We start from the raw sequence: 21,508 nt of genomic DNA, 5'->3' as shown, positions 1-21,508 counted from the left end.
CACCCCATACGACCGCCTGCGCCTGAGAACGCAGGCGGGAATTGTGGAGTGACCAGAAAAATGTGCATAAGCGGCGATAATGCCGCAAATTTTAGCCATATATGAACAAATCACGGTAGCCAACCTCAACCCCTGCCCGTGGGGCCATACGCGGGCCGTAACTGCAAACATGCCGCCTTATGGCGGCTTTTTATTTTAGCGAGGTGGGTATGGGATATCGGTCGTTCCTTGAGGCAAAGCTGGCAGTATCAAAGCCGTCTGGATTTGCTGTGTCAGATGATGCCATTAGTCCCATGCTGAAGCCGCACCAGCGTGACATTACGCGTTGGGCGTTACTTGGCGGGAGGCGGGCAATATTCGCGGCTTTTGGCCTTGGGAAGTCCTTCATGCAGCTTGAGTGCATGCGCCAGATTGCCAAGCGCGAAGGCGGAAACCAGCTAATTATTGCCCCCCTGGGCGTGCGTCAGGAATTTAAAGCCGACGCCGCCAAGTTGAATTTGAGCATTACATTTATTCGCCGTGATGAAGAGCTTAAAGGTCCCGGCCTATACCTCACGAACTATGAGAGCGTGCGCGACGGTAGGTTGCACGTCGACCACTTCAACGCCGCCTCCCTCGATGAGGCTTCTGTGCTGCGGTCCTTTGGCAGCCTGACTTACCAGACGTTTCTCACGCTGTTTGAGAGCGTAAAATACCGTTTGGTGGCCACGGCTACCCCCAGCCCGAACCGCTACAAAGAGCTTATCCACTATGCGGGGTTTCTGGGCGTCATGGACACAGGCCAGGCTCTGACCCGTTTTTTCAAGCGGGATAGCACGCAGGCCAACAACCTCACGCTTTACCCTCACATGGAGCGCGAGTTCTGGTTGTGGGTAAGTTCTTGGGCCGTGTTCCTGCAGAAGCCGTCAGACCTCGGGTACTCCGATGATGGCTATGACCTGCCAGAGCTGCATGTGCACTATCACAAGGTCAGCACTGCCGCGGCGCATGCATGTGACAGGCGCGGACAGCTCCAGCTTGTGGACAACGCGGCCATGGATCTCCGGGCAGCTAGCCGCGTGAAGCGGAACAGCCTTCCGGCGCGCATAGATAAAATGCGGGCCATTCTCGACGCCAATTCTGGTGAGCATTGCATCATCTGGCATGACCAGGAGGCCGAGCGTCACGCCATTAAGGAGGCAGTTCCTAGCGTGGTCGACATCCACGGCAGCATGGATCTGGACGAGCGAGAAAACAGGGTCGTTGGCTTCTCCGACGGCGAGTTCCCGCTGTTCGCCAGCAAGCCAATTCTATCAGGTTCTGGCTGTAATTTTCAGCGTCATTGCCGCATGGCCATCTTCTTGGGCATTGGCTTCAAGTTCAACGACTTCATACAAGCCATCCACCGTATCTACCGCTTTTTGCAAGAGCGGGAATGCCATATTCATATCATTTACGCTGATGCCGAGGCCCAGGTTCTGGAAGCACTGCAAGCCAAGTGGGCGCGACATGAAGAAATGGTGCAAAAAATGAGCGAAATAATAAAGAAATACGGTCTGTCGGCCGCGCAGATGCAAGAAGAACTTCGCCGCTCAATCGGCGTTGAGCGCATTGAGGCGCGCGGTCAGCACTGGACGGCCGTTAATAACGATTGTGTCGAGGAAACCCGGCGCATGGCTGAAAACTCTGTTGGTCTGATCTGTACCAGCATCCCATTTGCCAACCATTACGAATACACGCCGTCGGTCAACGACTTCGGCCATACCGACAACAACGCACATTTCTGGGCGCAGATGGATTTTCTGACGCCGGAGCTTTTGCGCATCCTTCAGCCGGGCCGCATTTACGCATGCCACGTCAAGGACAGAATCCTGTTTGGCAACGTCACGGGCGCTGGCGCGCCGACTGTTAGCCCGTTCCATGCCGAGGCCATATTCCACAACCTGCGGCACGGGTTCGACTTCATGGGCATGGTTACGGTGGTGACGGACGTGGTACGGGAGAACAACCAAACGTACCGCCTCGGCTACACCGAGAACTGCAAGGACGGCACAAAGATGGGTGTTGGCAGCCCTGAATATGTGCTGCTGTTCCGCAAGCCGCAGAGCGATCGAGGACGCGGTTACGCCGATGTTCCGGTCAATAAGCCAAAGGACGATTACAGCCTTGCGCGCTGGCAGATCGACGCGCATGCGTTCTGGCGCAGTTCTGGTGATCGCCTCATGACCGCGGATGAAATGGCCACGCTGACGCCGGATGTTCTGGCCAGCTACTTCACTAGGGCAAGCCTGGAATCCATTTACGATTACGAAGAGCACGTCCACATCGGGGAGCGGCTACAGGCAAAGGGCGCGCTGCCCTCACAGTTCATGAGCTTAGCCCCCGGAAGCCATTCAGAATGGTGCTGGCATGATGTCGTGCGCATGCAGACCCTAAACGGAAAACAAGCGCAAAAGGGCTGGCAGATGCACGTTTGTCCCCTGCAGTTCGACATCGTCGACCGCATCATCAACCGGTACAGCAACCCCGGCGATCTCGTTTTTGACCCGTTCGGCGGGCTCATGACTGTGCCCTATCGTTCCGTGATGGCCGGGCGCAAGGGATACGGCTGTGAACTCAATGCCGGGTATTGGTCTGACGGCGTGAAATATCTGCGCGGGGCCGAACAGCAGGTGAGCATGCCGAGCCTTTTTGACCTATGTGAAATGAAAACTTCAAAAGCGGTTGGAGAATGATCATGCAACGAGAGCACGACGAGTTCCTTGACGGCTGGCTCACAGGCGATGCCCTGACAGCTTTGAAAACGGTGCGCGCCCGGGTTAATTCCGGCGTGGTCATTTCACCTGAGCTCGGCAAGGCAATCCTAAGAGCCATGGATATACTTGCAGGCGACCTGATTACGGCGGTTTCAGACAGGGAGCGGTATAATGCCGAGGCCCATCAGGTGAAACAGCCGAAACATACTGGCGCGATTATCTCAACGGCTTTGAAAAATAAGGAGCACCAGCCATGCCAGAAATAATGCCCTGCCCTGAATGCGGTGATGATGAATGCCTAATTGTCGTTCATGAATTGCCGTCAGAAGAATGGAGCGTGCATTGCGGCTGCGGGCATGCTGGGCGCTATTGTGCGTCAGAGGAAGATGCCATTAAGGCACACAATGCCCTGCCCCGCATGTCCACTATCATTGCCTGGCAGTTCCAGGCCGCAGGCGCGGCGCTTGCCCTGCAAAGGCTCATGGATGCCGCACACGCCATGCGCGAGGCACAGGCAGCCTACGAGCAATACGGATCTAACGAGGACAGCGTTACTGATGCCGAGGCAGTCTTTGACGGCCTGCTGGCAGATATGCGTCACGCTCTGGAGGCCCGCAATGGATAACCAGCAAAAAGAGCTCGCCCGCCAGCACACAAGAGCCGTGCTGGCCCTCACTACGCTGACCGGCCCGCTTGAGGTGCTTGAACCCGCAGTCATGCCCGGCAGCAAGTTTGCACAGCAGATGCAAAAGGTCATGCGCTGGCGCGACGAGTGCGCCAACGCCACCAAAACAAAGCGACTTTCAGCAGGCGCAAAGCGTGAACTTGACGCGGTGTGCATCAAGCTGGCGCCCTACATGCAAACCGAGCACATGAACCACGATGCCCGTTTGAGGCAATGGGCCGCCCTCGCATGGGTGGGCATACTCTATGTGCTTGGCGTCAAATGCACTTGTCCCGATTACGGCAAGAGCCAGCAGTGGGTATACCTCGACATGACCGCCTGGACGCTTGGGCAAATGCTCATGCAGATGGTTCCCGGCTGCGACGTGGACGGCACAGCCCTTTACATGCGGCTGCATGGCGAGGATTGGGACGCGCCAGAACTGCCGCAAATGATGGAGGCAGCAGCATGAACGCCATTGACCCCATAGGAATTATTGCCATTGGCATCGGCCTTGGCGGTTCTGGCCTCATGTTTTGGGCAGCATATAAACAGGGCGCCCTGGCGCGCCGGATAGATTTGTTCTGCGGGTGGGTCTTCGGGTTGTCGTGTGCGGCGACCGTAGGCCTCGTGCTGAATTTTGTGAAGTGATGAATGCGCCTCGGGCGTAGGGAGGATATATGCAACTTACCGCCGAACAGGTAGCTGAACGCTTGAGCCGGACGGTCAAATGGGTTTACAGACATAAGCATGCGCTTGGGGCGGTTCGCGTGCCTGGCTCGCGTCTGCTCTCGTTCCCTGAAAATGTCATAGAGAAAATAGAGAAAGGAGAATTATATGCCGTACCCTCTCAAATCAGGAAAGTGGAGGGCGGAAAGGCAGATAGACGGCAAGCGATACTCCAAAGTCTGCGCAACCAAAAGGGAAGCTCTGGACTGGGAAAGCGCGGTGAAAAAGGCAGTTCTGGCCCAGCCGGAAGTAAAAACTCCAACCGTCACGGCCTTGGAATGGTTGAATCAGTTCCTGGACTTTTCCAGTGAGCGCCATTCCAAAATCTGCTACCAGCAACGGACGCGCTCGGCGCGTCTTTTTTTGTCCGCAGTTTCAGGCGAAACGGACGTTGAGGATATTACCCCTCATATTGTCCTTGAAGCCATGAGGTACGCCGCACAGCGCATGAGCAATGCGGCGTCTAATGCGATTAGAAAAAACTTGGGCGCCGCGTGGGCCTGGGGAATCAAGTATCTGAGCCTTCCTGTGCAAAACCCATTTCGTGTTGTTGAACCGTTTCCTGTTGACCAGTCCCCAAGGAGGGTTCCAACTGAGGCAGAGTTCAACCTTGTTCTGGACGTTGCACAACCAAGGGACAGACTCTTTTTGCAAGCCTGCCTCCACACGGCGGCGCGCAAAAGTGAGCTGTTCAGGCTCAAATGGTCAGATGTGGACTTTGAGCGTGGGGTGGTCATGCTTGGCACCCGCAAAAGAAAAGGCGGCGGAATGGAGTATGACCCTGTGCCCATGACTAGCACGCTACGGGCGTTATTGCTGGAACAGCGCAAGGAGGGGTGGAATAAGGAATATGTGTTTTGTCACTGCAACGGCAAGCCGTACACGAACAGGATCAGGCTCACCAAGAGATTGTGCGTAAAGGCTGAGGTAGGACACTTTTGCCTGCACGCAATTCGCCATCTGACGGCAACCCTTCTGGCTAAAGAAGGTGTGCCGATGAAGGATATCCAAGCCATCTTGCGTCACAAGAGGCTTGCTACAACTGAGAATTATATAGCACGGATGATGCCGCGTGAAAACGTCCTCGAAGGCGTCCTCGTAAAACGAGAAAGGCCCGAAACGTTACAGCGTTTCGAGCCTGAAAAATCAGAAGTCCCACACGGAGGCCCACAATTTGAAACGCCTTCCGTAAAACTTCAATAATATCAATGGTGCCGAGGGCGGGACTCGAACCCGCACGAGAATCCTCACTACCCCCTCAAGATAGCGTGTCTACCAGTTCCACCACCTCGGCGCGAGAAGATGTACTACGGCAAACTGAAATACTTGGCAAGCTTTTTTTTCAAAAATTTATCAAGACTTGCGCTTGAAGGTTGATACAGGTAGATTTTTTCGTTCATGAGAGGTGAGTATGGACGAGATAGTACAAAAGTTTTTGCGCGGCACAGGGCCTGTGCTGTGCGTGGATATAGGCAGCGGCACGCAGGATGCCCTTTTGGCCCGCCCAGGCCTTGAGTGCGAGAACTGGCCGCGCTTTGTTTTGCCAGCTCCAGCGCGGCTCGTTGCGCAGCGCATCCGCGAGCTGACCCTGCTCAAGCGTAATATATGGCTTTACGGCGCCAACATGGGCGGTGGCTTTACCCAGGCCATCAAGGAACACCTTGCAGCGGGCCTTTCTGTCAGCGCAACCGCAGCGGCCACGCGCGGTATTCATGATAATGAAGAAGTCGTGCGCAAAATCGGCGTGGAAGTGCGTTCCAGCTGCCCCGAGGGCAGCGTGCCGGTTTTTCTCACCGATTATTCGCCGGAATTCTGGGGGGGCTTGTTGCGTCATGCCGGGCTGCCCCTGCCGCATCTGGTACTGACCGCTGCGCAGGATCACGGCTTTCATACCCACGGCAACCGTCAGGCGCGCATGCGCGCATGGACGGAACTGCTGGGCGCATCTTCTGATCCCAGGCGCTGGATATACGAAACACCGCCGCCATCGCTGACGCGCCTTGTACCCCTGCACGATAAAACAGGCGGCCCGGTTGCAGACACCGGGGCCAGTGCGCTGCTTGGCGCATTGTGCGACAAGGAAGTGATGGACCGCAGTTATCGGCAGGGCATCACGGTCATCAACGTGGGCAACGGGCATACCGTGGCTGCGCTGGTATATAAGGGGCAGGTGCGCGGAATTTTCGAGCACCACACCGGCATGCGCACTCTGGAGCAGTTGCTGGGCGATCTTGAACAGTTCCGCAAGCACTGGCTGCCCACAGAAGAGGTGCAGGCTTCCGGCGGGCACGGCACGGCTTTTGGCCCTTATTGTGAAGAAGCCGGCGGTTACGAGCCAACCTACATCACCGGGCCAAAGCGCGCACTGCTGCAAGGGCAGGGGCGTTTTCTGGCCCCGCATGGCGATATGATGATCGCCGGATGTTTCGGCCTTATCTGGGGATGGGCGCACACCCGGGCCGGAGAGTAGCTTTTTGTTCCCGCCATGGCGGGTGAATACGCATTATAAGCTGGCGCGCCTCGGGGGCGTTGCGGCATGAAGCTGAGGAGGCGGCATGGAATTCTTTGATGAGGCGGAGTGTTGGAGCAGGGATCAGATTGAGCAGGCTCAGCTTTCGAGGCTGAGAAGCACAGTGGCCCAGACGCGCAAGTGCGATTTTTATCGTCAGCGCCTGGACGAAGCGGGCGTTGGCCCGGATTCCATCCGCAGTCTGGATGATCTGCGGCGCATCCCCTTTACCACAAAGCAGGATCTGCGTTCGCAGTACCCCACCGGGCTTTTGTGCGTGCCGCAGTCCGAGATAGTGCGCATGCACTGTTCCAGCGGCACCACCGGTTCGCCCGTGGCCATCTGCCACACGCAGAACGACATCAATTCCTGGGCCGACCTCATGGCGCGCAGCATCCACATGGTTGGCGTGCGCCGGGACGACGTTTTTCAGAATATGTCCGGCTACGGGCTGTTCACGGGCGGTCTTGGCATCCATTTTGGCGCGGAGCGCCTGGGCTGCATGACCATCCCCGCCGGGGCTGGCAACTCGCGCCGCCAGATCAAGCTCGCCAAGGATTTCCGCACTACGGTGGCCCACATTCTGCCCTCATACGCCCTCATTCTGGGTGAGCACCTGCGCAATATGGGTGAAGACCCGCGCCAGTTCCCCTTGCGCATCGCCCTTGTGGGTGCGGAGCCGTATACCGAAGAATTCCGCCGCCGCATCGAAGACCTTTTTGACATGAAGGCCTACAACTCCTACGGGCTGTCTGAAATGAACGGCCCCGGCGTGGGCTTTGAGTGCCTGCATCAGGCGGGAATGCACCTGTGGGAAGACGCCTATATCCCTGAAATCGTCGATCCTGAAACTGGTGAGCCCATGCCCGAGGGCGAAGTGGGCGAACTTGTCATGACCTGCCTGTGCCGCCAGGGCATGCCCATCCTGCGTTACCGCACGCGCGACCTTACGCGCTTTTTGCCGGGCGAATGCGCCTGTGGCCGCAAGCACCGCCGCATAGACCGCATCCTTGGCCGCGCGGACGACATGTTCATCATCAAGGGCGTCAACATCTACCCCATGCAAATTGAGCAGGTCATCATGACCTTTGCCGAAGTGGGCCAGAGCTACCTGATCTTGCTTGAGAACGATGGGCTTGGCGATGTCATGCGCGTGCAGATCGAAATCCGCGACGAGCATTTTGTCGAAGACATGCGCGTGCTGCAAAACCTGCAAAAGGCCATTGCCGCGCGCCTGCGCGATGAAATCCTCATTACGCCCAGGGTTGAACTTGTGGAAAGCAACAGCCTGCCGCGTACCGAGGGCAAGGCCGTGCGCTTGCAGGATATGCGCAACAAAAACTAACAGCGACCGGAGAGCCGCATGGATTTTCTGCCTTTTCCCCTGGCTTCATTGCTGGCCGGGGCATTCATAACGCTGCTGTGCTTTGTGCTGCTGCTCAACATTTTTGGGCTGCCCGCCAACTGGGTGCTGCTGGGGCTTGTGGCGTTGTGGAAGGTGGTGCATCCCGGCGCGACCTCCATGGATGTCTGGTTCTGGATCATGATGGTGGGCATGGCCCTTGTGGGCGAAGCCCTGGAAATGGGCATGCAGATACTCAAGGCCAAACGCTATGGCTCCAGCTCTTCCGGCACATTTGCGGGGATGATCGGGGCCATAGCGGGGGCCATTCTGCTTGCGCCGCTCTTTTTTGGGCTTGGGGCGCTTATCGGCGCGCTGGCTGGGGCGTGGACAGGCTGTTTTGTTGTGGAGCACCTCAAGGGGCGCCCACTGCGAGAAGCACTGGACGCGGCTTTTGGCGCCATGATGGGCCGATTCCTCGGCACCGTGTGCAAGTGCGGCGCAGGCGGGGCCATGCTGGCTCTGGCTGCCGGGCGTATCTGGCCCAAGCTGCCGCCCCAGATGCCCGCTTTTTCTCCCGAAGCTCCCACGCAGGTCTTGCTGACGCTGCTGCGGGGCCTGTGCTGAGGTTATGATGTTGCTGCAAGGTCTTGAAGTTGTATTGGTCAAAACTCGCTTTCCTGAAAATATAGGCATGGCTGCCCGCGCCTGCGTCAACATGGGCTGCCCAACCTTGCGCCTTGTTGATCCGGAACGGTGGGACAGGGAAAAGGCGCGCCCTTTGGCAACGCCAAAGGGGCAGGATATTCTGGATGCCGTGGAAGAGCATGAAGACGTGGCGCAGGCCGTGGCTCAAAGCGCACTGGTATTTGGTACCACCGCGCGCGTGGGCGGCTGGCGTCAGGCGCTGCTCTCGCCGGAGCAGGCCGCGCGCGAGGCCGCAGCCGTGCTCGCCAAGGGCGAGAAGGTTTCCTTTGTTTTTGGCCCGGAAGACCGAGGCCTCAACAATGATGAGATTATGCACTGCCACCGCTTGGTAACTATCCCCACGGATCCGGCTGCCAGTTCGCTCAATCTTGCCCAGGCCGTGCTGCTGCTCAGTTACACCTGCGCCAATGCCGTGCGTGCCCTGCAACACGGCGAAAGGCAGATAGAAATGCCGCGCGGCGGCAAGGTGGCAACTGCGGCAGAGCAGGAGCGCTTGGTGGAATCGCTTAAGGATGTGTTACTGCGTCTTGATTATCTGCACGGTGACAACCGTGATTATTTTTTGATGCCCTGGCGCAGGCTTATTAGTCGGGCAGGACTATTACGGCACGAATATGATGCCCTCATGGGACTGTGCCGTCAGGTGCGTAACAAACTGCCAGATTAATTTTTTTTATGCAGGCTTTTAAAAAGCCCGTTCTTGCTCCCCATGCATGGCATAGTGCTGTGAGGACGCAGGAATGGGTTTTTTTATTGAGCGCAATGCTTCCTGTAATTTTTTTTCGGCAATGGGCAGCGTCCGCTGGCGGCACTAAAAAACAGACTATTTGAAAAAAAATTCACAATCTTTTGAGCTGTGTTTGTCCGTTAACGGTCTAGATTTATGTGTGATTTTTTTTTTACGTAACAAGCAAACAAGTAGAGCCCATTGACCATACTCAAGTATCTGATACTCTAAAAGTATATTTTGTGTTATCTATTTTGTGCAGGAGAAATCGTTTTTTCGTAATTAACCTGACCTGTGGCCTATTAATTTTTTTAACCATGCCGTTAAGGAGAATGAAGATCACTTAGTCTTAAATGAAGCTGGCCGTAAGCCCCGTGCAGAGTTTTTGCACTCCGAGGGTGAGCGCTGGCGGCTGGTTATGCACCGGCCACATGGCGTTATGATACGGTAAATTTTGTGGTGGACGTTTCTGGCAAGGAGAATGGCATGCGTTGGACTATTGCGCACACATATGTCGGATCGCTATTCGGCGCGCTGATTACATGCTGTGGCGTTGTGCTTTTTGTCTCAATCTACTTCATGAAAGTTCCGATCGAAGACGAACTGAACAAGGGCATCGTAAGGATGCAGCAGGTCATCAGTTCTGCCAATGAAACCACAGCTCAAAAGTTTTTGCAAAGTGCTGATCTTATTGCAGAAGATGATGACTTTGCCAAGGCTGTCGCTGAAAAAAACACTGATGCGGCGGTCAAACTCGGCTCAGTCCTGATGAAAAAGGCCGGTTCGGATTTTATGACCATCACCGATGAAAAGGGGATAGTCATAGGACGCGGGCATTCCAAAAAGCACGGCGACAGCGTTACCAATCAGGAAACCGTGGTTATTGCCCTTACGGGCAAGCCCGCCGTGGCCGTGGTGGCTGGCACAGAGGTGCCGTTCACCATACGCGCAAGCTTTCCTGTAATGTTCGACGGCAAGATTGTGGGCAGCGTATCTATTGGCACCTCGCTTGTTACGCCCGCATACCTTGATTGGCTCAAAAAGCTTTCTGGCGTCAACGTCACCATTTTCAAGGGTGATACGCGCGTAATGACAACCATCATGATGCAGGATGGCAAACGCGCGGTCGGCACCAAGCTGCAATCGCCTGAAATCCTCAAGGCCGTGCTTGAGCGTGGAGAAACGGTATACTCACATAATAATATTCTTGGAATTGACTACAATTCTGCCTACTGGCCAGTCAAAGATGCCAATGGCAAAATCGTGGGCATGTGGTTTGTGGGCATGCCCATTGATGATTTGCAGCGTCTGGAACGCGTGGCCATAAGCAATTCCATCTGGATTGGCGTGGGCCTGCTGGTCTTTCAGCTGATTCTTTCCCTGATTTTAGGCATCAAGATCAGTGCTCCCATTCGCAAGATAACCGCCTATGCGCAGGCTGTTGCCGACGGCAATAACGAGGCGCAGCTTGACGTATACAGCCGTGACGATATGGGCCAACTTGCAGATTCCTTGCGCACAATGGAAGATAATCTGCGCAAGCTGGTGCGCGATGCCAGCGAAAAGGCCGAAGAAGCCCACAAGATGGGTGAAGAAGCCAAGCTCGCCATGGAAGAGGCCCGCGTAGCCCAGGCGCAGGCGGAACAGGCCAAGCGCGAGGGCATGATCAGTGCTGCTGCCCAGATAGAAGAAGTGGTGGGACAGTTGAATGCCTCCATCAATGATATCTCCGAGCAGGTAGAAAATACCAGCGGAGCTCTTGACCATGCCGCAAGCCGATTGGCGGAAACCGCAACCGCCATGGAAGAAATGAATTCCACGGTGCTTGAAGTCGCCAAGAATGCCGGCGGGGCGTCTGACATCTCCAACGCCGCCAAGCGTAAGGCAGAGGTCGGTTCCGAGATTGTGTCCAGGGCCGTGGTGGGTATTCAGGAAGTGCAGCGGCAGTCGCAGGCCCTCAGGGACGGCATGACCCAGCTGGACGACCACGCCAAGGCCATCAGCCAGATCATGGGCGTCATTTCAGATATCGCGGATCAAACCAACCTGCTGGCCCTGAACGCGGCTATTGAAGCCGCCCGTGCGGGCGATGCCGGGCGCGGATTTGCCGTGGTGGCTGACGAAGTGCGCAAGCTGGCGGAAAAGACCATGTCCTCCACCACCGATGTGGGCAACGCCATTGCTGCCATCCAGCAAAGCGCCGGACAGAGCATTCAGCAGGTGGAAAAGGCAGTTGGCAACATTTCTGAAGCTACGGAGTATTCCAACAAGTCTGGCGAAGCCCTGAAAGAAATCGTTGGCATGGTGGATCAGACAGCCGATGAAGTGCGGGCCATTGCCGCCGCAAGCGAGCAGCAGTCTGCCACCAGCGAAGAAATCAACAGGTCTGTTGCTGATGTTAACCACATTGCGGCAAGCACTTCGCAATCCATGCAGGTCGCCATGAAGGAACTGGAATCCCTGCGCGCCCTGGCCCGCAACCTTATGGATCTTATAGAACATATGAAGAAGGGCTAAGGCCCAGCGGCTTGCTCCCATAACGAATAAAGGCTCTGTTCCCGAAGGAACAGAGCCTTTGCTTTTTGAGGTAGGCGTTCTCCGCCCAGTTCGGGCTGTCAGGGCAAAAAAGGATTACAGCGCATATCGCCCCCTCCCGGTTCCCATGAGATATTCCCGTTAACTTGCTCCTGCCTTGGTCTATTTACGCAAAATTGTTTTCAATGTTTCAGCCTCTGCCCCGCTGCAGCTTTTAAGAAACTGCTCAAGGCGGGCTTGTACGGCAGGGTGCCTTGGGGCGAGGTCGTACAGTGAGGCCGCGGCGGCGGCGCTGCCGGAAAATGTGTCGTCATTGCGCAATCCCTCTGAATTCAGCTTGGCGTAGCGCAGGGCAGCGCGGATAATGGCATCCAGAAATTCATTGCTGCCAGAGGCCATAAAGGCCGCCCAATACATCTGCAATACGGATTTCTCCGAGTAGATATCCCAGTTGATCAACTGGGCGGGGCTGTGCCGGATCTGCTGGAGCAGCAACTTTTCCTCCGGTTGCAGCAGGGTGGCAAGCAGCTCTTCTTCATCAGGCAATTGCGCAAGATGGGCCATCCAGGCCAGAGTGCGCCGTCCATCGCGGCTCAGACCGGGCTGGGGCGGCAACAGTCGTTGCCGGGCAGACGGATCATCGCGCAGCACCTGCGCCAGAAAGGTTGCCAGCATGATCTGCTTGAGGCTGTCTTTCAGCACCCCTTGCCCGTCAAACGTGCGCAGAATGCCTGGGAGCGTCTCGGTGCGGCGGTGCTGGTAATAATATTCCAGGTCGTTGGCATAAAAGGACAATCCCTTGGAAATGGCAAGCGCATTGCAAGGGCGCGGCCATGCAGCGGGCAACAGACAGGCAAGGGTTGCCGCAATAAGCAGAAAAACCGCAAAGCGGGCAGGGGGAGTAGCAATTTTCATGGGTGGGTGTGGGTTAATCAAAGTCGGCAAGCAGGGCATCCAGCCCCAGCACATTGGGTGAACTTTCGCGCAGGCGGTTCAGCAGGCGCACGCGGGCTTCCAGCAGGTGGGGTGAGGACACGCCGTTGCGGATGGAACTGTGCGCCTCCAGAAAAGCCGCCAGATTGTCGCAAACCTTAACAAGCTGGCCGTCCTTGGGATCCAGATCGTCCCGGTTGCATGCGGCAAGAGCCTGAAAGCCCTCAACTGCCCGAACTGTGCCATTTTCACACACGCATTCCTGAAATTCGGAGCCGACTGCCGCGCCAAGGTAGTATTCAATGCGCTCCACCAGGGAGGTGAAGCCCTCCGCGCGCAAGGGGCCATACACGCGGCGCTCCAGCTCTTTATCCTCGTATTCCTTGATAATCTTTGGCAAGTCTGAAATGGACTGCTTGACCGGCGAGATAATGTCGCGAGTGAGCACTTCCGGCAGGTCGTGGAACAATCCGCAGAAAAAGTTGTTGTTGGCGCGCGCTGGGCAGGCATCGACGGCAAGGCTGAAACAGTAGGCGTAGCTGGCCACAATAAACATATGGCCGAGAACAGACGTGGCCGGAATGCGCGGGGCCTGCGTCCACCGCACCTGAAAGCGCAGCTGCCCGCACAGGTTGGCAAGGCGCGAGAGGGCAGTGCCCTGACTGCGCATGGAGGCAAGGCCGCGCAAGTCCGTGAACGTATCCAGCCGGTCGGGAAACGACTGGCCTATGTCGCCCATTTCATCATCAAACGGCGCGTTAAGCGGCTCTATGAGCCTGAATTCCCACTGCGAGGCAAAGAGGTGGGCAGCAGTAAGAATGCGGCGCGCAAGCGTGTCGTCATCAGGGCTGGTGTGCCACTGGCGCATGCGTTCCCAAAAGGGGCCAAGAGGCGCAAGCGAAGGCTCAAGCATGTCGAGCACGTGCTCGGTCAACTGGCGGAACTGCTCGGGGTTTTCCTTGATTCTGTAGTAGATGGGCGGCTTGATGTCGGTGATGATGAGCCGGTAGAAATAATCAAACAGCCCGCCCTCAATGATTTCTGTTGCAAGCGCCGTGCGCTCCGGGGCTGTCATGTGGCGGGAGTTTTCGTGCCAGAGCACGCAGGCCAGGAGCATTTTGTGGGCCTGCTTGTCAATTTCAAGCAGTTCCACTGGCCGCAGCTTGTCATTCCAGCGTAACAGGTATGCGCCGGAAAAAATAAGCTGTAGAAGATTCTTGCGAATTACAGGCATGAAAAGCCCCCCCAAAAAAAATGGCTACGCAAAAAACCGTTTGCACTATAGGGCGGAGTGGAGTAAAGCTCAAGAGCTTCAACGCTGTTGCCCGGAAAAAGCCGCATATGCCAAGGGCATGTGGGGTGCATCCCGATTGCGATGAGCAGTTGCGTATACAACTCGCGAATCCTGGTGACGCGGTGTATCGCCAAAGTGGTCATTTTTTCGCCCCTGATGAAGGCGATCGCTTGACAGCTATTGGCGTTTATAGTATTGAGGCTGCCTTTACTGCGATATTGTCGTCATCCCGTTCGACGGCACATCGCGCAATGGATCTTTTTGCTGCCGTTATGGCCGCTGATATTTGCAGATGTGAGGAGTCACTCCGATGAAGACGTTCAGCCCCACCCCCAAAGACATCAACCGTGAATGGTTCGTGGTTGACGCTCAGGATCAGGTGCTCGGTCGTCTGGCCAGCCAGATAGCCCACCGCCTGCGCGGCAAACATAAGCCCGAATTCGCTCCCCATATGGATAACGGTGACTTTATCGTGGTTGTTAACTGCGAAAAGATTAAAGTTACCGGTAAAAAGATGACTGACAAAAAGTACTACCGGCACTCTGGCTGGGTGGGCGGTCTCAAAACCACCCAACTCGGCGACATGCTGGCCGACAAGCCCGCCCGCGTGCTGACCACTGCGGTGCGAGGCATGCTGCCCAAGAATCGTCTGGGCCGCGCCATGCTGAAGAAACTGAAGATTTACGCCGGGACCGAACACCCGCATACGGCCCAGAATCCCCAGCCGCTGACGCTGCCGCATTAAGGAGTAAAGAGCCATGAGCGAGAAATTTGAATACGGCACTGGCCGCCGCAAGACCGCTACGGCCCGTACCCGCGTCTACGCCGGTTCCGGCGGCATCACGGTAAACGGCCGCAACTTTGAGGATTATTTTCCTCGCAAGACCCTGCAGATGATCATCCGCCAGCCCCTGGTTCTTGCCAAGCTGTCCGACAAGTTTGACATCCGCGTGAACGTTGCCGGTGGCGGCGTTACCGGTCAGGCCGAAGCCGTGCGCCACGGTATTTCCCGTGCGCTGCTTCTGATTGATCCGGCCCTGCGCCCCATGCTCAAGAAAGCTGGCTTCCTTACCCGCGATGCCCGCAAAAAAGAACGTAAAAAGTACGGCCTGCGCGCTGCCCGCGCCCGGTACCAGTACTCCAAGCGTTAATATGCCTTTATGGAAGCCCTCTTTATGGGAGGGCTTCCTTTTTGCCTTTGAGCGGGTCGCATGTCGGCCCGCTTTTTTTTGGCGGAGTTCCCGAGCAGTTTTGTAGGAATGCTCGGCCCGCTCCCGCTCCAATCCCGGCAACTCTGCGGAGTGCCGCATCTGTGGTGGTCTTATGGAAAACGACAATACTTCAAATTTTTCTTCCGCATCTGATGTGTTGCCGATGCTGGATTATGCCTACACCCATGAGCAGACGCAGGCCACTACCGGCTATTTTTCCTGTGTTCCGCCAGAGAATCTGGATTTTGACCGCGCGCTGGAACGGCTTGAGGCCGCGCCAATGGACGATTTTCTGCACCTGCATCTGCTAAAGCTTCTCGCGGACAAGGCGCAGGATGAGCTGAACCTTCTGGCAGCCAGTTGTTACGACGCTGCCAGCAACAAGTTTACCCGGCCAGTGCTGGCGGCCCTGCTGGCTGAGTGCGCCTTGCTCGGCGCGGAATCGCCAGAAAAGGGCCAGGGCTTTTGCGCGTCCTTTCCGCCCGATGCCGCGGAGCGGCTGGCAGCTTACAGCCCCGCCGTGTATCTGCGGGCTGCAACCCTGCCTGACCACGCCATTGCCGCCGCCTGGAGCGCCCTGTTCCGCGCCAATATCTGCGAGCATCATTCCCTGCCGCGACCGGACGAGGCTGGCATAGCACCTCTGTTCAGCGGGGATTTGCTCGATGCCACTGCCCGGCGCATGGCGGAGCATGCCGATGCACTGGCCCGGCAGCACGAAAAACTCAAGGCCGAAGCCTGGGAACCCTGGCAGCGTCCTCCGGCGCAGGAAACATACCTGCGCGCCGTGGACTCGCTGATGGAAAACGGTGTCGTGGATGGCCCTGAACTGCGCCATGAGGCATCGCTTTCACCCATTGCGCTACTGCGCGGCTGGCAGGTGGATATTGCCGTAACCAACGGTTCGGTGCGCCATACATTGCGGGGCGAGGCCACAGCCTACGGGCGCGGCCTGTCCCTGGCAGCGGCCCGCGCATCCTACGCCATGGAAATTGTGGAACGCGCCAGCACCTATGTGAGCGTTGGGCCGGGGGGGGGCACTGCCGCCCATGCCGGAACTATCCTTGGCCGCAAAACAGAACTGCCCCTTACGCTTGCGCGTTTTTCCGAACTGGCGGAGCAGGGCAGAGCGGCGCTCGATCCCAATCTGCTGCCTCTGGAAGCTCCCTATGCTGATGCCCCCCTGCACTGGCTCCCGGCCTCGGACGCATCTGGCGCGACCGTTCTTGTGCCTGCGCAGGCGGTTTTTCTGTTCTGCAATCTGGACGAGCAAGCTCTGTTTATTGCTGGTGGCTCCACCGGCCTTGCATCTGGCAATATTATGGATGAAGCTGTGGTTGCCGCCCTTACGGAAATCGCCGAGCGCGACGCCGAGGCCACAACTCCTTACAGTCGCACGCGCTGCTTTATGCTGCGCAGCCGCGATCAGCTCATTCAGTCGCTGCTTGACGACTACGCTGCCTGCGGCATCCGCGTGCAGTTTCAGGATTTGACCACGGAACTTGGGCTGCCTGTGTACCAGTGTTTTGTCACCGGGCGTGACGGTACTGTCGCGCGGGCCACAGGAGCCAATCTTTGCGGCGCGCGGGCTGCCTTGGCTGCGCTCACCGAAACCCCGTGGCCTTATTCAACGGCGCAAACCAAGCCGCCATGCCCTTCAGCTCCAGGACTAGCGGGACTGCCCGTCCGTGTGTTAGAAGGTCTGCCGGATTACAGCCTGCCCTCCCCCCGCGCCAACCGCCGCCTGTTAGAGTCGGTGCTGTCGGCGCACGGCAGAAGTCCTCTCTATGTGGATCTGACCCGCAAGGATTTTGATATCCCTGTGGTCAGGGCCATTGTTCCCGGTCTTGCCCTCACGGCAGAGTGGGACAGGTTCTCAAGGCCGGACGCGCGCCTTTTTGCGCGTTATGCCGCGTGTTGTCTATGAGTTGCCGTAAGTACAGCTAATTACAATTGCAGCCCGGCGGCAACTCGGGTATAGTAGGGAGCGACCGGCCCATAAGAGAACAGGCCGCTCTGAACGCACAACCTTTGGAGGGTTAGGATGAAACTGGGTAAATTTCTTGCCGCGCTGGCTGGTCTGGCGCTGACCTTCGGCGTTGCTGGCCAGGCGCTTGCCGCTGATGCCGGTCCCATCAAAATCGGCGTGTACCTTCCTCTGACCGGGCAGAATGCCTTTGGCGGCCAGCTCGAACTTGAGGGCGTGCGTCTCGCCCATAAGGAAATGCCCAAGGTTCTTGACCGCCCCGTTGAACTGGTGGTGGTTGACAACAAGTCTGACAAGGTCGAATCGGCCAACGCCGTGAAGCGCCTTATCGAACGCGACAAGGTCGTGGCCCTTATCGGCACCTACGGTTCCTCGCTGGCCATGGCTGGCGCTGAAGTGGCTGAAAAGGCCGCTGTCCCCGGCGTGGGCACCTCCTGCACCAACCCCCTTGTGACCCAGGGCAAGAAGTACTACTTCCGCGCCTGCTTCATTGATCCTTACCAGGGCGCTGCCGCCGCTACCTATGCCTATGAAACCCTCGGCTTCCGCAAGGCCGCCGTGCTCATGGACATGACCAGCGACTACGCCGTGGGCCTCTCCAGCTTCTTTACCCGCGATTTCAAGAAGCTCGGCGGCGAAATTGTGGCTACTCTCAAATACAGCTCCGGCGATCAGGATTTCACCGCCCAGCTGACCGAACTCATCGCCAAAAAGCCTGACATCGTCTTCATGCCCGCCTACTTTGCCGAAGGCGCCATCATCATGAAGCAGGCCCGCGAACTGGGCGCCAAGTTCCGCCTCATGGGCGCGGACGCCATGGACAACCCCGACACCCTCAAGCTGGGCGGCAAGGCTGCGGAAGGCTTCCTGCACACCACCTTCCCCTACGACCCCGCCATGCCCAACATGAGCCCCGAAGCCAAGCGCTTCACCGAAGCCTGGAAGACCGCCTATCCTGACAAGGAAACCAACGTTAACGGCGCTCTTGGCTACAACACCTATTTCCTGATCCTTGACGCCATCAAGCGCGCCAATTCTTCTGATCCCAAGGCCATTACCAAGGCTCTTGCAGAAACCAAGGATCTGCCCACCGCACTGGGCCTGCTGACCATCAACAAGACCCATGACGCAGAAATGCCCGTGGGCATCATTGAATACAAAGATGGCAAGCGCGTTTACGTGGGCGAAGTTACACCCAAATAAGTAAACAACAGATCAACCCCGCGGCGATATTCGCCGCGGGGTGCTTTTTTCATTTTTTTGCCGCTGTTCGAGCGGAAGGGCCAATTATGGCCTTTTGTCCGTTGCGAGGCGCTGAGGTGGCCCATGAGCCTTGATATGTTTTTGCAGCACTGCTTTAACGCCCTGACCCTTGGGTCGCTGTATGCGCTGATCGCCATCGGCTACACCATGGTTTACGGCATCCTGCGCCTGATCAACTTTGCCCACGGCGATATTTTGATGATCGGCGCGTATTTTGTATTTTTCGGCACGTTCGCCTTTGGCTGGCCCTGGGGTGTAGCCGCTGTTGTCGCCGTTCTTGGCGCCAGCGTGCTCGGTATCCTTGTAGAAAGGATAGCCTACAGACCCTTGCGCGATGCCCCGCGTATTTCGGCGCTTATCAGCGCCATTGCCGTATCATTTTTTATTGAAAGCCTCGCCGTGGTGGTCTTTACCGGCCAGCCCCGCCCCGTGTTGCAGCCCGAATGGCTGGTTTCTGAATGGCAGCTTGGCGGCATACGCATTCTGCCGCTCACAGCCTTTGTGCCGATCATGACCATCGTGCTTGTGGCCATTCTTTTGTATGTGGTGTACCGCACAAAGCCTGGCCTCGCCATGCGGGCCATTTCAAAAGATATTGAAACTACGCGCCTTTTGGGTGTGCGGGTGGACAACATCATTGCCCTCACGTTTGGCATAGGCTCAGCGCTGGCGGCGGCCTCGGGCATCATGTGGGCCTTGCGTTACCCGCAGGTGCATCCCTATATGGGCATCATGCCTGGCCTCAAGGCCTTTATCGCTGCGGTATTCGGCGGCATTGGCTCCATTCAGGGCGCTGTTATCGGCGGTGTTGCCCTTGGCTTTGTTGAAATCATGACCGTGGCCTTCATGCCTGAGCTTTCGGGGTACCGCGACGCTTTCGCCTTTGTGCTGCTGGTGTTCGTGCTGCTGTTCAAGCCCACAGGGCTGCTGGGTGAGCGAATGGAGGAGAAAATCTAATGCGCCTGAACAGAAGCACCATTCTGAGCATCATGGTCATGCTGCTGTTTGGCCTTGTGCTCTCCCAGGCAGAAAGCTTTCTCGGCGATTACCAGATTTATATCGCCAAACTCATTTTCATCAACGCCATTCTGGCGCTTTCGCTCAACCTGATCTACGGGTTTACCGGGCTCTTCTCTCTGGGGCATGCCGGATTTATCGCCATCGGCGCGTATGTTTCTGCGCTGTGCATCTTGAGCCCCGAGCAGAAAGAAATGATGTGGATTCTTGAACCCATCATCTGGCCTTTCTCCGATCTGTTTACGCCTTTCTGGGTTTCTGCGCTGGCTGGCGGGCTGGTGGCCACCATCTTTGCCTTTATCATCGCCGTGCCAGTGCTGCGGCTTGGCGATGACTACCTCGGCATTGCCACCCTCGGCTTTGCAGAAATCATCCGCGTCCTGATCGTCAACGCTACCTCCATTACCAACGGTTCGCTGGGCATCAAGGGCATTCCAGGGCATGCAAGTCTGCTTTCGTGCTACATCTGGATGCTCTTTACGCTCATAGTGCTTTCGCGGCTCATATTCAGCAATTTCGGAAACGTGATGCGCTGTATACGTGATAACGAAATCGCCGCCAGGGTCATGGGCATCAACGTGTTCCGCTACAAGGTGCTTTCGTTCTGCGTGGGCGCGTTTTTTGCCGGTGTGGGCGGTGCGCTGCTTGGCTCCCACCTCTCCACCATTGACCCCAAGATGTTCAACTTCCTGCTGACCTTCAACGTACTCATGTTCGTTGTGGCTGGCGGTCTTGGCTCGCTGACGGGCAGCCTGCTCGGCGCCACGGTCATCACCATCCTGCTTGAATGGCTGCGCGCCATTGAAGAACCCATGGATCTGGGCTTTATTGAAATCCCCGGCATCCCCGGCATGCGTATGGTGGTGTTTTCGCTGGTGCTGCTGGCCATTATTCTTTATCGGCGCGAGGGCATCATGGGAACCCGTGAGCTGACCTGGAAATCAATGGGCGCGTTCTTCAGGAGGGGCAAGGCATGAGCGGTTTTAATATGCCCAAGGCTCCCAATTACGAGGGCGCACTGCTGCTGGCCAAGGACGTAACCATGCGTTTTGGCGGCGTGACCGCCGTGAGCGATCTTTCCATCGCCCTGCCCAAGGGTGCCATCGCGGGCATTATCGGCCCCAACGGCGCTGGCAAAACCACCGCATTCAACGTTCTGAGCGGTTTTTACACGCCTCAGGAAGGCGACGTGGTTTTTGACGGCAAGAGCGTGAAGGGCCTTGGCCCCTCGGAAATCTGCCGCATGGGCATGGCCCGCACTTTCCAGAACATCCGTCTGTCGCAGCAGATGACCGTGCTTGAAAACATCATGGTCGGCTGTCATGTGCGCCGCCGCTGCCCCTGGTGGATGGCCCCTCTGGGGATTCCCGCTTTTTATAAGGAAGAAGCGGCCATTGTGGAAAAAAGCAAGCAGCTTGCCGATCGGGTAAACCTGAGCGGCAACCTCAACGATCAGGCGGGCAGCCTGCCTTACGGCGCGCAGCGTAGGCTTGAGATTGCCCGCGCTCTGGCCACAGAGCCAAAACTGTTGCTGCTTGATGAACCCGCAGCGGGCATGAATCCGCAAGAAAGCCTGGATCTCATGCATTTTATCGGCCATATCCGTGACGAATTCGACCTCACCATCCTGCTGATCGAGCATGACATGAAGGTCGTCATGGGCGTGTGCCAGTACATCTGGGTCATGGAATACGGCGCCTTGATCGCCGAGGGCGAGCCGGAAGCCATACGCAACAACCCCGTGGTTATCCGCGCCTATCTGGGTGAGGACGCCTCGCTGGAAAAAGTCATTTAGCCGTGGCCAGAGCGGCGGAGCCTTGCTCCCGCTGCCCGTTGCGGCTTGCAAAGGCGCTG

At 57.0% G+C, this 21,508-nt stretch carries 20 protein-coding genes and 1 tRNA gene; 18 read left to right on the top strand and 3 right to left on the bottom strand.

All coding sequences use genetic code 11. The features are described 5' to 3' along the window. Nucleotides 1–386: 386 nt before the first annotated feature. From RDK48_RS10540 to RDK48_RS10515, 6 genes are all read left to right on the top strand, one after another. Nucleotides 387–2,714, top strand: a complete 2,328-nt coding sequence (locus tag RDK48_RS10540) for a DNA methyltransferase (RefSeq protein ID WP_298997148.1) — start codon at nucleotides 387–389, stop codon at nucleotides 2,712–2,714. Further along, the gene (locus tag RDK48_RS10535; protein WP_298997152.1) at nucleotides 2,711–3,001 is read left to right on the top strand and encodes a hypothetical protein; all 291 of its coding nucleotides are present in this window, start codon (nucleotides 2,711–2,713) and stop codon (nucleotides 2,999–3,001) included. The genes RDK48_RS10540 and RDK48_RS10535 overlap by 4 nt, the downstream gene beginning before the upstream one ends. Beyond that, nucleotides 2,989–3,360: a hypothetical protein gene (locus RDK48_RS10530; RefSeq protein WP_298997155.1), complete on the top strand. Its 372-nt coding sequence runs from the start codon at nucleotides 2,989–2,991 to the stop codon at nucleotides 3,358–3,360. The genes RDK48_RS10535 and RDK48_RS10530 overlap by 13 nt, the downstream gene beginning before the upstream one ends. Next, nucleotides 3,353–3,871, top strand: a complete 519-nt coding sequence (locus tag RDK48_RS10525) for a hypothetical protein (protein ID WP_298997158.1) — start codon at nucleotides 3,353–3,355, stop codon at nucleotides 3,869–3,871. The genes RDK48_RS10530 and RDK48_RS10525 overlap by 8 nt, the downstream gene beginning before the upstream one ends. Continuing rightward, nucleotides 3,868–4,050, top strand: a complete 183-nt coding sequence (locus RDK48_RS10520; RefSeq protein ID WP_298997161.1) for a hypothetical protein — start codon at nucleotides 3,868–3,870, stop codon at nucleotides 4,048–4,050. Before RDK48_RS10525 ends, RDK48_RS10520 begins: the two co-directional genes overlap by 4 nt. Nucleotides 4,051–4,236: 186 nt before the next feature. After that, nucleotides 4,237–5,331, top strand: a complete 1,095-nt coding sequence (locus RDK48_RS10515; RefSeq protein WP_298997163.1) for a site-specific integrase — start codon at nucleotides 4,237–4,239, stop codon at nucleotides 5,329–5,331. Between the two features lie 6 nt (nucleotides 5,332–5,337). Here RDK48_RS10515 and RDK48_RS10510 read toward each other — a convergent pair. Beyond that, nucleotides 5,338–5,422 (bottom strand) — tRNA-Leu (locus RDK48_RS10510). A 117-nt stretch (nucleotides 5,423–5,539) separates the two neighbouring features. On the opposite strand from RDK48_RS10510, the gene RDK48_RS10505 reads away from it, so the two are divergent. From RDK48_RS10505 to RDK48_RS10485, 5 genes are all read left to right on the top strand, one after another. Further along, nucleotides 5,540–6,598, top strand: a complete 1,059-nt coding sequence (locus RDK48_RS10505; protein ID WP_298997165.1) for a DUF1786 domain-containing protein — start codon at nucleotides 5,540–5,542, stop codon at nucleotides 6,596–6,598. A gap of 85 nt (nucleotides 6,599–6,683) precedes the next feature. Continuing rightward, a complete protein-coding gene (locus RDK48_RS10500; RefSeq protein ID WP_298997168.1) occupies nucleotides 6,684–7,982 on the top strand; it encodes a phenylacetate--CoA ligase family protein in 1,299 nt (432 codons plus the stop codon). Between the two features lie 18 nt (nucleotides 7,983–8,000). Further along, nucleotides 8,001–8,606 carry a DUF456 domain-containing protein gene (locus RDK48_RS10495; protein ID WP_298997170.1) on the top strand — a complete coding sequence of 202 codons (606 nt, stop codon included), beginning with the start codon at nucleotides 8,001–8,003 and terminating at the stop codon, nucleotides 8,604–8,606. 7 nt (nucleotides 8,607–8,613) lie between these two features. Further along, nucleotides 8,614–9,354, top strand: coding sequence for an RNA methyltransferase (locus RDK48_RS10490; RefSeq protein ID WP_298997173.1), 741 nt, complete (start codon nucleotides 8,614–8,616; stop codon nucleotides 9,352–9,354). Nucleotides 9,355–9,900: 546 nt separating this feature from the next. Then, nucleotides 9,901–11,931, top strand: a complete 2,031-nt coding sequence (locus RDK48_RS10485) for a methyl-accepting chemotaxis protein (protein ID WP_298997176.1) — start codon at nucleotides 9,901–9,903, stop codon at nucleotides 11,929–11,931. Between the two features lie 180 nt (nucleotides 11,932–12,111). Here RDK48_RS10485 and RDK48_RS10480 read toward each other — a convergent pair whose 3' ends face one another. Both RDK48_RS10480 and RDK48_RS10475 read right to left on the bottom strand, forming a co-directional pair. Next, nucleotides 12,112–12,864, bottom strand: a complete 753-nt coding sequence (locus tag RDK48_RS10480) for a translation initiation factor 2 (RefSeq protein WP_298997179.1) — start codon at nucleotides 12,862–12,864, stop codon at nucleotides 12,112–12,114. Between the two features lie 13 nt (nucleotides 12,865–12,877). Beyond that, nucleotides 12,878–14,116 carry an HD domain-containing protein gene (locus RDK48_RS10475; protein ID WP_298997181.1) on the bottom strand — a complete coding sequence of 413 codons (1,239 nt, stop codon included), beginning with the start codon at nucleotides 14,114–14,116 and terminating at the stop codon, nucleotides 12,878–12,880. Nucleotides 14,117–14,486: 370 nt separating this feature from the next. Here RDK48_RS10475 and rplM point away from each other — a divergent pair, with 370 nt between their 5' ends. The 7 genes from rplM to RDK48_RS10440 all read left to right on the top strand — a co-directional run bounded on the left by rplM (nucleotide 14,487) and on the right by RDK48_RS10440 (nucleotide 21,449). Then, on the top strand, nucleotides 14,487–14,921 hold the full coding sequence (gene rplM / locus RDK48_RS10470; RefSeq protein WP_022658653.1) for a 50S ribosomal protein L13: 435 nt from the start codon (nucleotides 14,487–14,489) through the stop codon (nucleotides 14,919–14,921). Nucleotides 14,922–14,934: 13 nt separating this feature from the next. After that, nucleotides 14,935–15,327 carry a 30S ribosomal protein S9 gene (gene rpsI / locus RDK48_RS10465; RefSeq protein ID WP_022658654.1) on the top strand — a complete coding sequence of 131 codons (393 nt, stop codon included), beginning with the start codon at nucleotides 14,935–14,937 and terminating at the stop codon, nucleotides 15,325–15,327. Nucleotides 15,328–15,499: 172 nt separating this feature from the next. Next, nucleotides 15,500–17,314: a YcaO-like family protein gene (locus tag RDK48_RS10460; protein WP_298997184.1), complete on the top strand. Its 1,815-nt coding sequence runs from the start codon at nucleotides 15,500–15,502 to the stop codon at nucleotides 17,312–17,314. A gap of 117 nt (nucleotides 17,315–17,431) precedes the next feature. Beyond that, nucleotides 17,432–18,577 carry an ABC transporter substrate-binding protein gene (locus tag RDK48_RS10455; protein WP_298997186.1) on the top strand — a complete coding sequence of 382 codons (1,146 nt, stop codon included), beginning with the start codon at nucleotides 17,432–17,434 and terminating at the stop codon, nucleotides 18,575–18,577. A 123-nt stretch (nucleotides 18,578–18,700) separates the two neighbouring features. After that, the gene (locus RDK48_RS10450) at nucleotides 18,701–19,594 is read left to right on the top strand and encodes a branched-chain amino acid ABC transporter permease (protein ID WP_298997188.1); all 894 of its coding nucleotides are present in this window, start codon (nucleotides 18,701–18,703) and stop codon (nucleotides 19,592–19,594) included. Further along, nucleotides 19,594–20,631 carry a branched-chain amino acid ABC transporter permease gene (locus RDK48_RS10445; protein ID WP_298997191.1) on the top strand — a complete coding sequence of 346 codons (1,038 nt, stop codon included), beginning with the start codon at nucleotides 19,594–19,596 and terminating at the stop codon, nucleotides 20,629–20,631. The genes RDK48_RS10450 and RDK48_RS10445 overlap by 1 nt, the downstream gene beginning before the upstream one ends. Further along, nucleotides 20,628–21,449, top strand: coding sequence for an ABC transporter ATP-binding protein (locus RDK48_RS10440; RefSeq protein WP_298997194.1), 822 nt, complete (start codon nucleotides 20,628–20,630; stop codon nucleotides 21,447–21,449). The genes RDK48_RS10445 and RDK48_RS10440 overlap by 4 nt, the downstream gene beginning before the upstream one ends. Nucleotides 21,450–21,508 lie beyond the last annotated feature (59 nt).

The sequence above is a fragment of the uncultured Desulfovibrio sp. genome (genome assembly GCF_902477725.1).
Classification (GTDB): domain Bacteria; phylum Desulfobacterota; class Desulfovibrionia; order Desulfovibrionales; family Desulfovibrionaceae; genus Desulfovibrio.
Note: the sequence above shows the minus strand (reverse complement) of the source record. Positions and strands in the feature narration are given on the sequence as shown.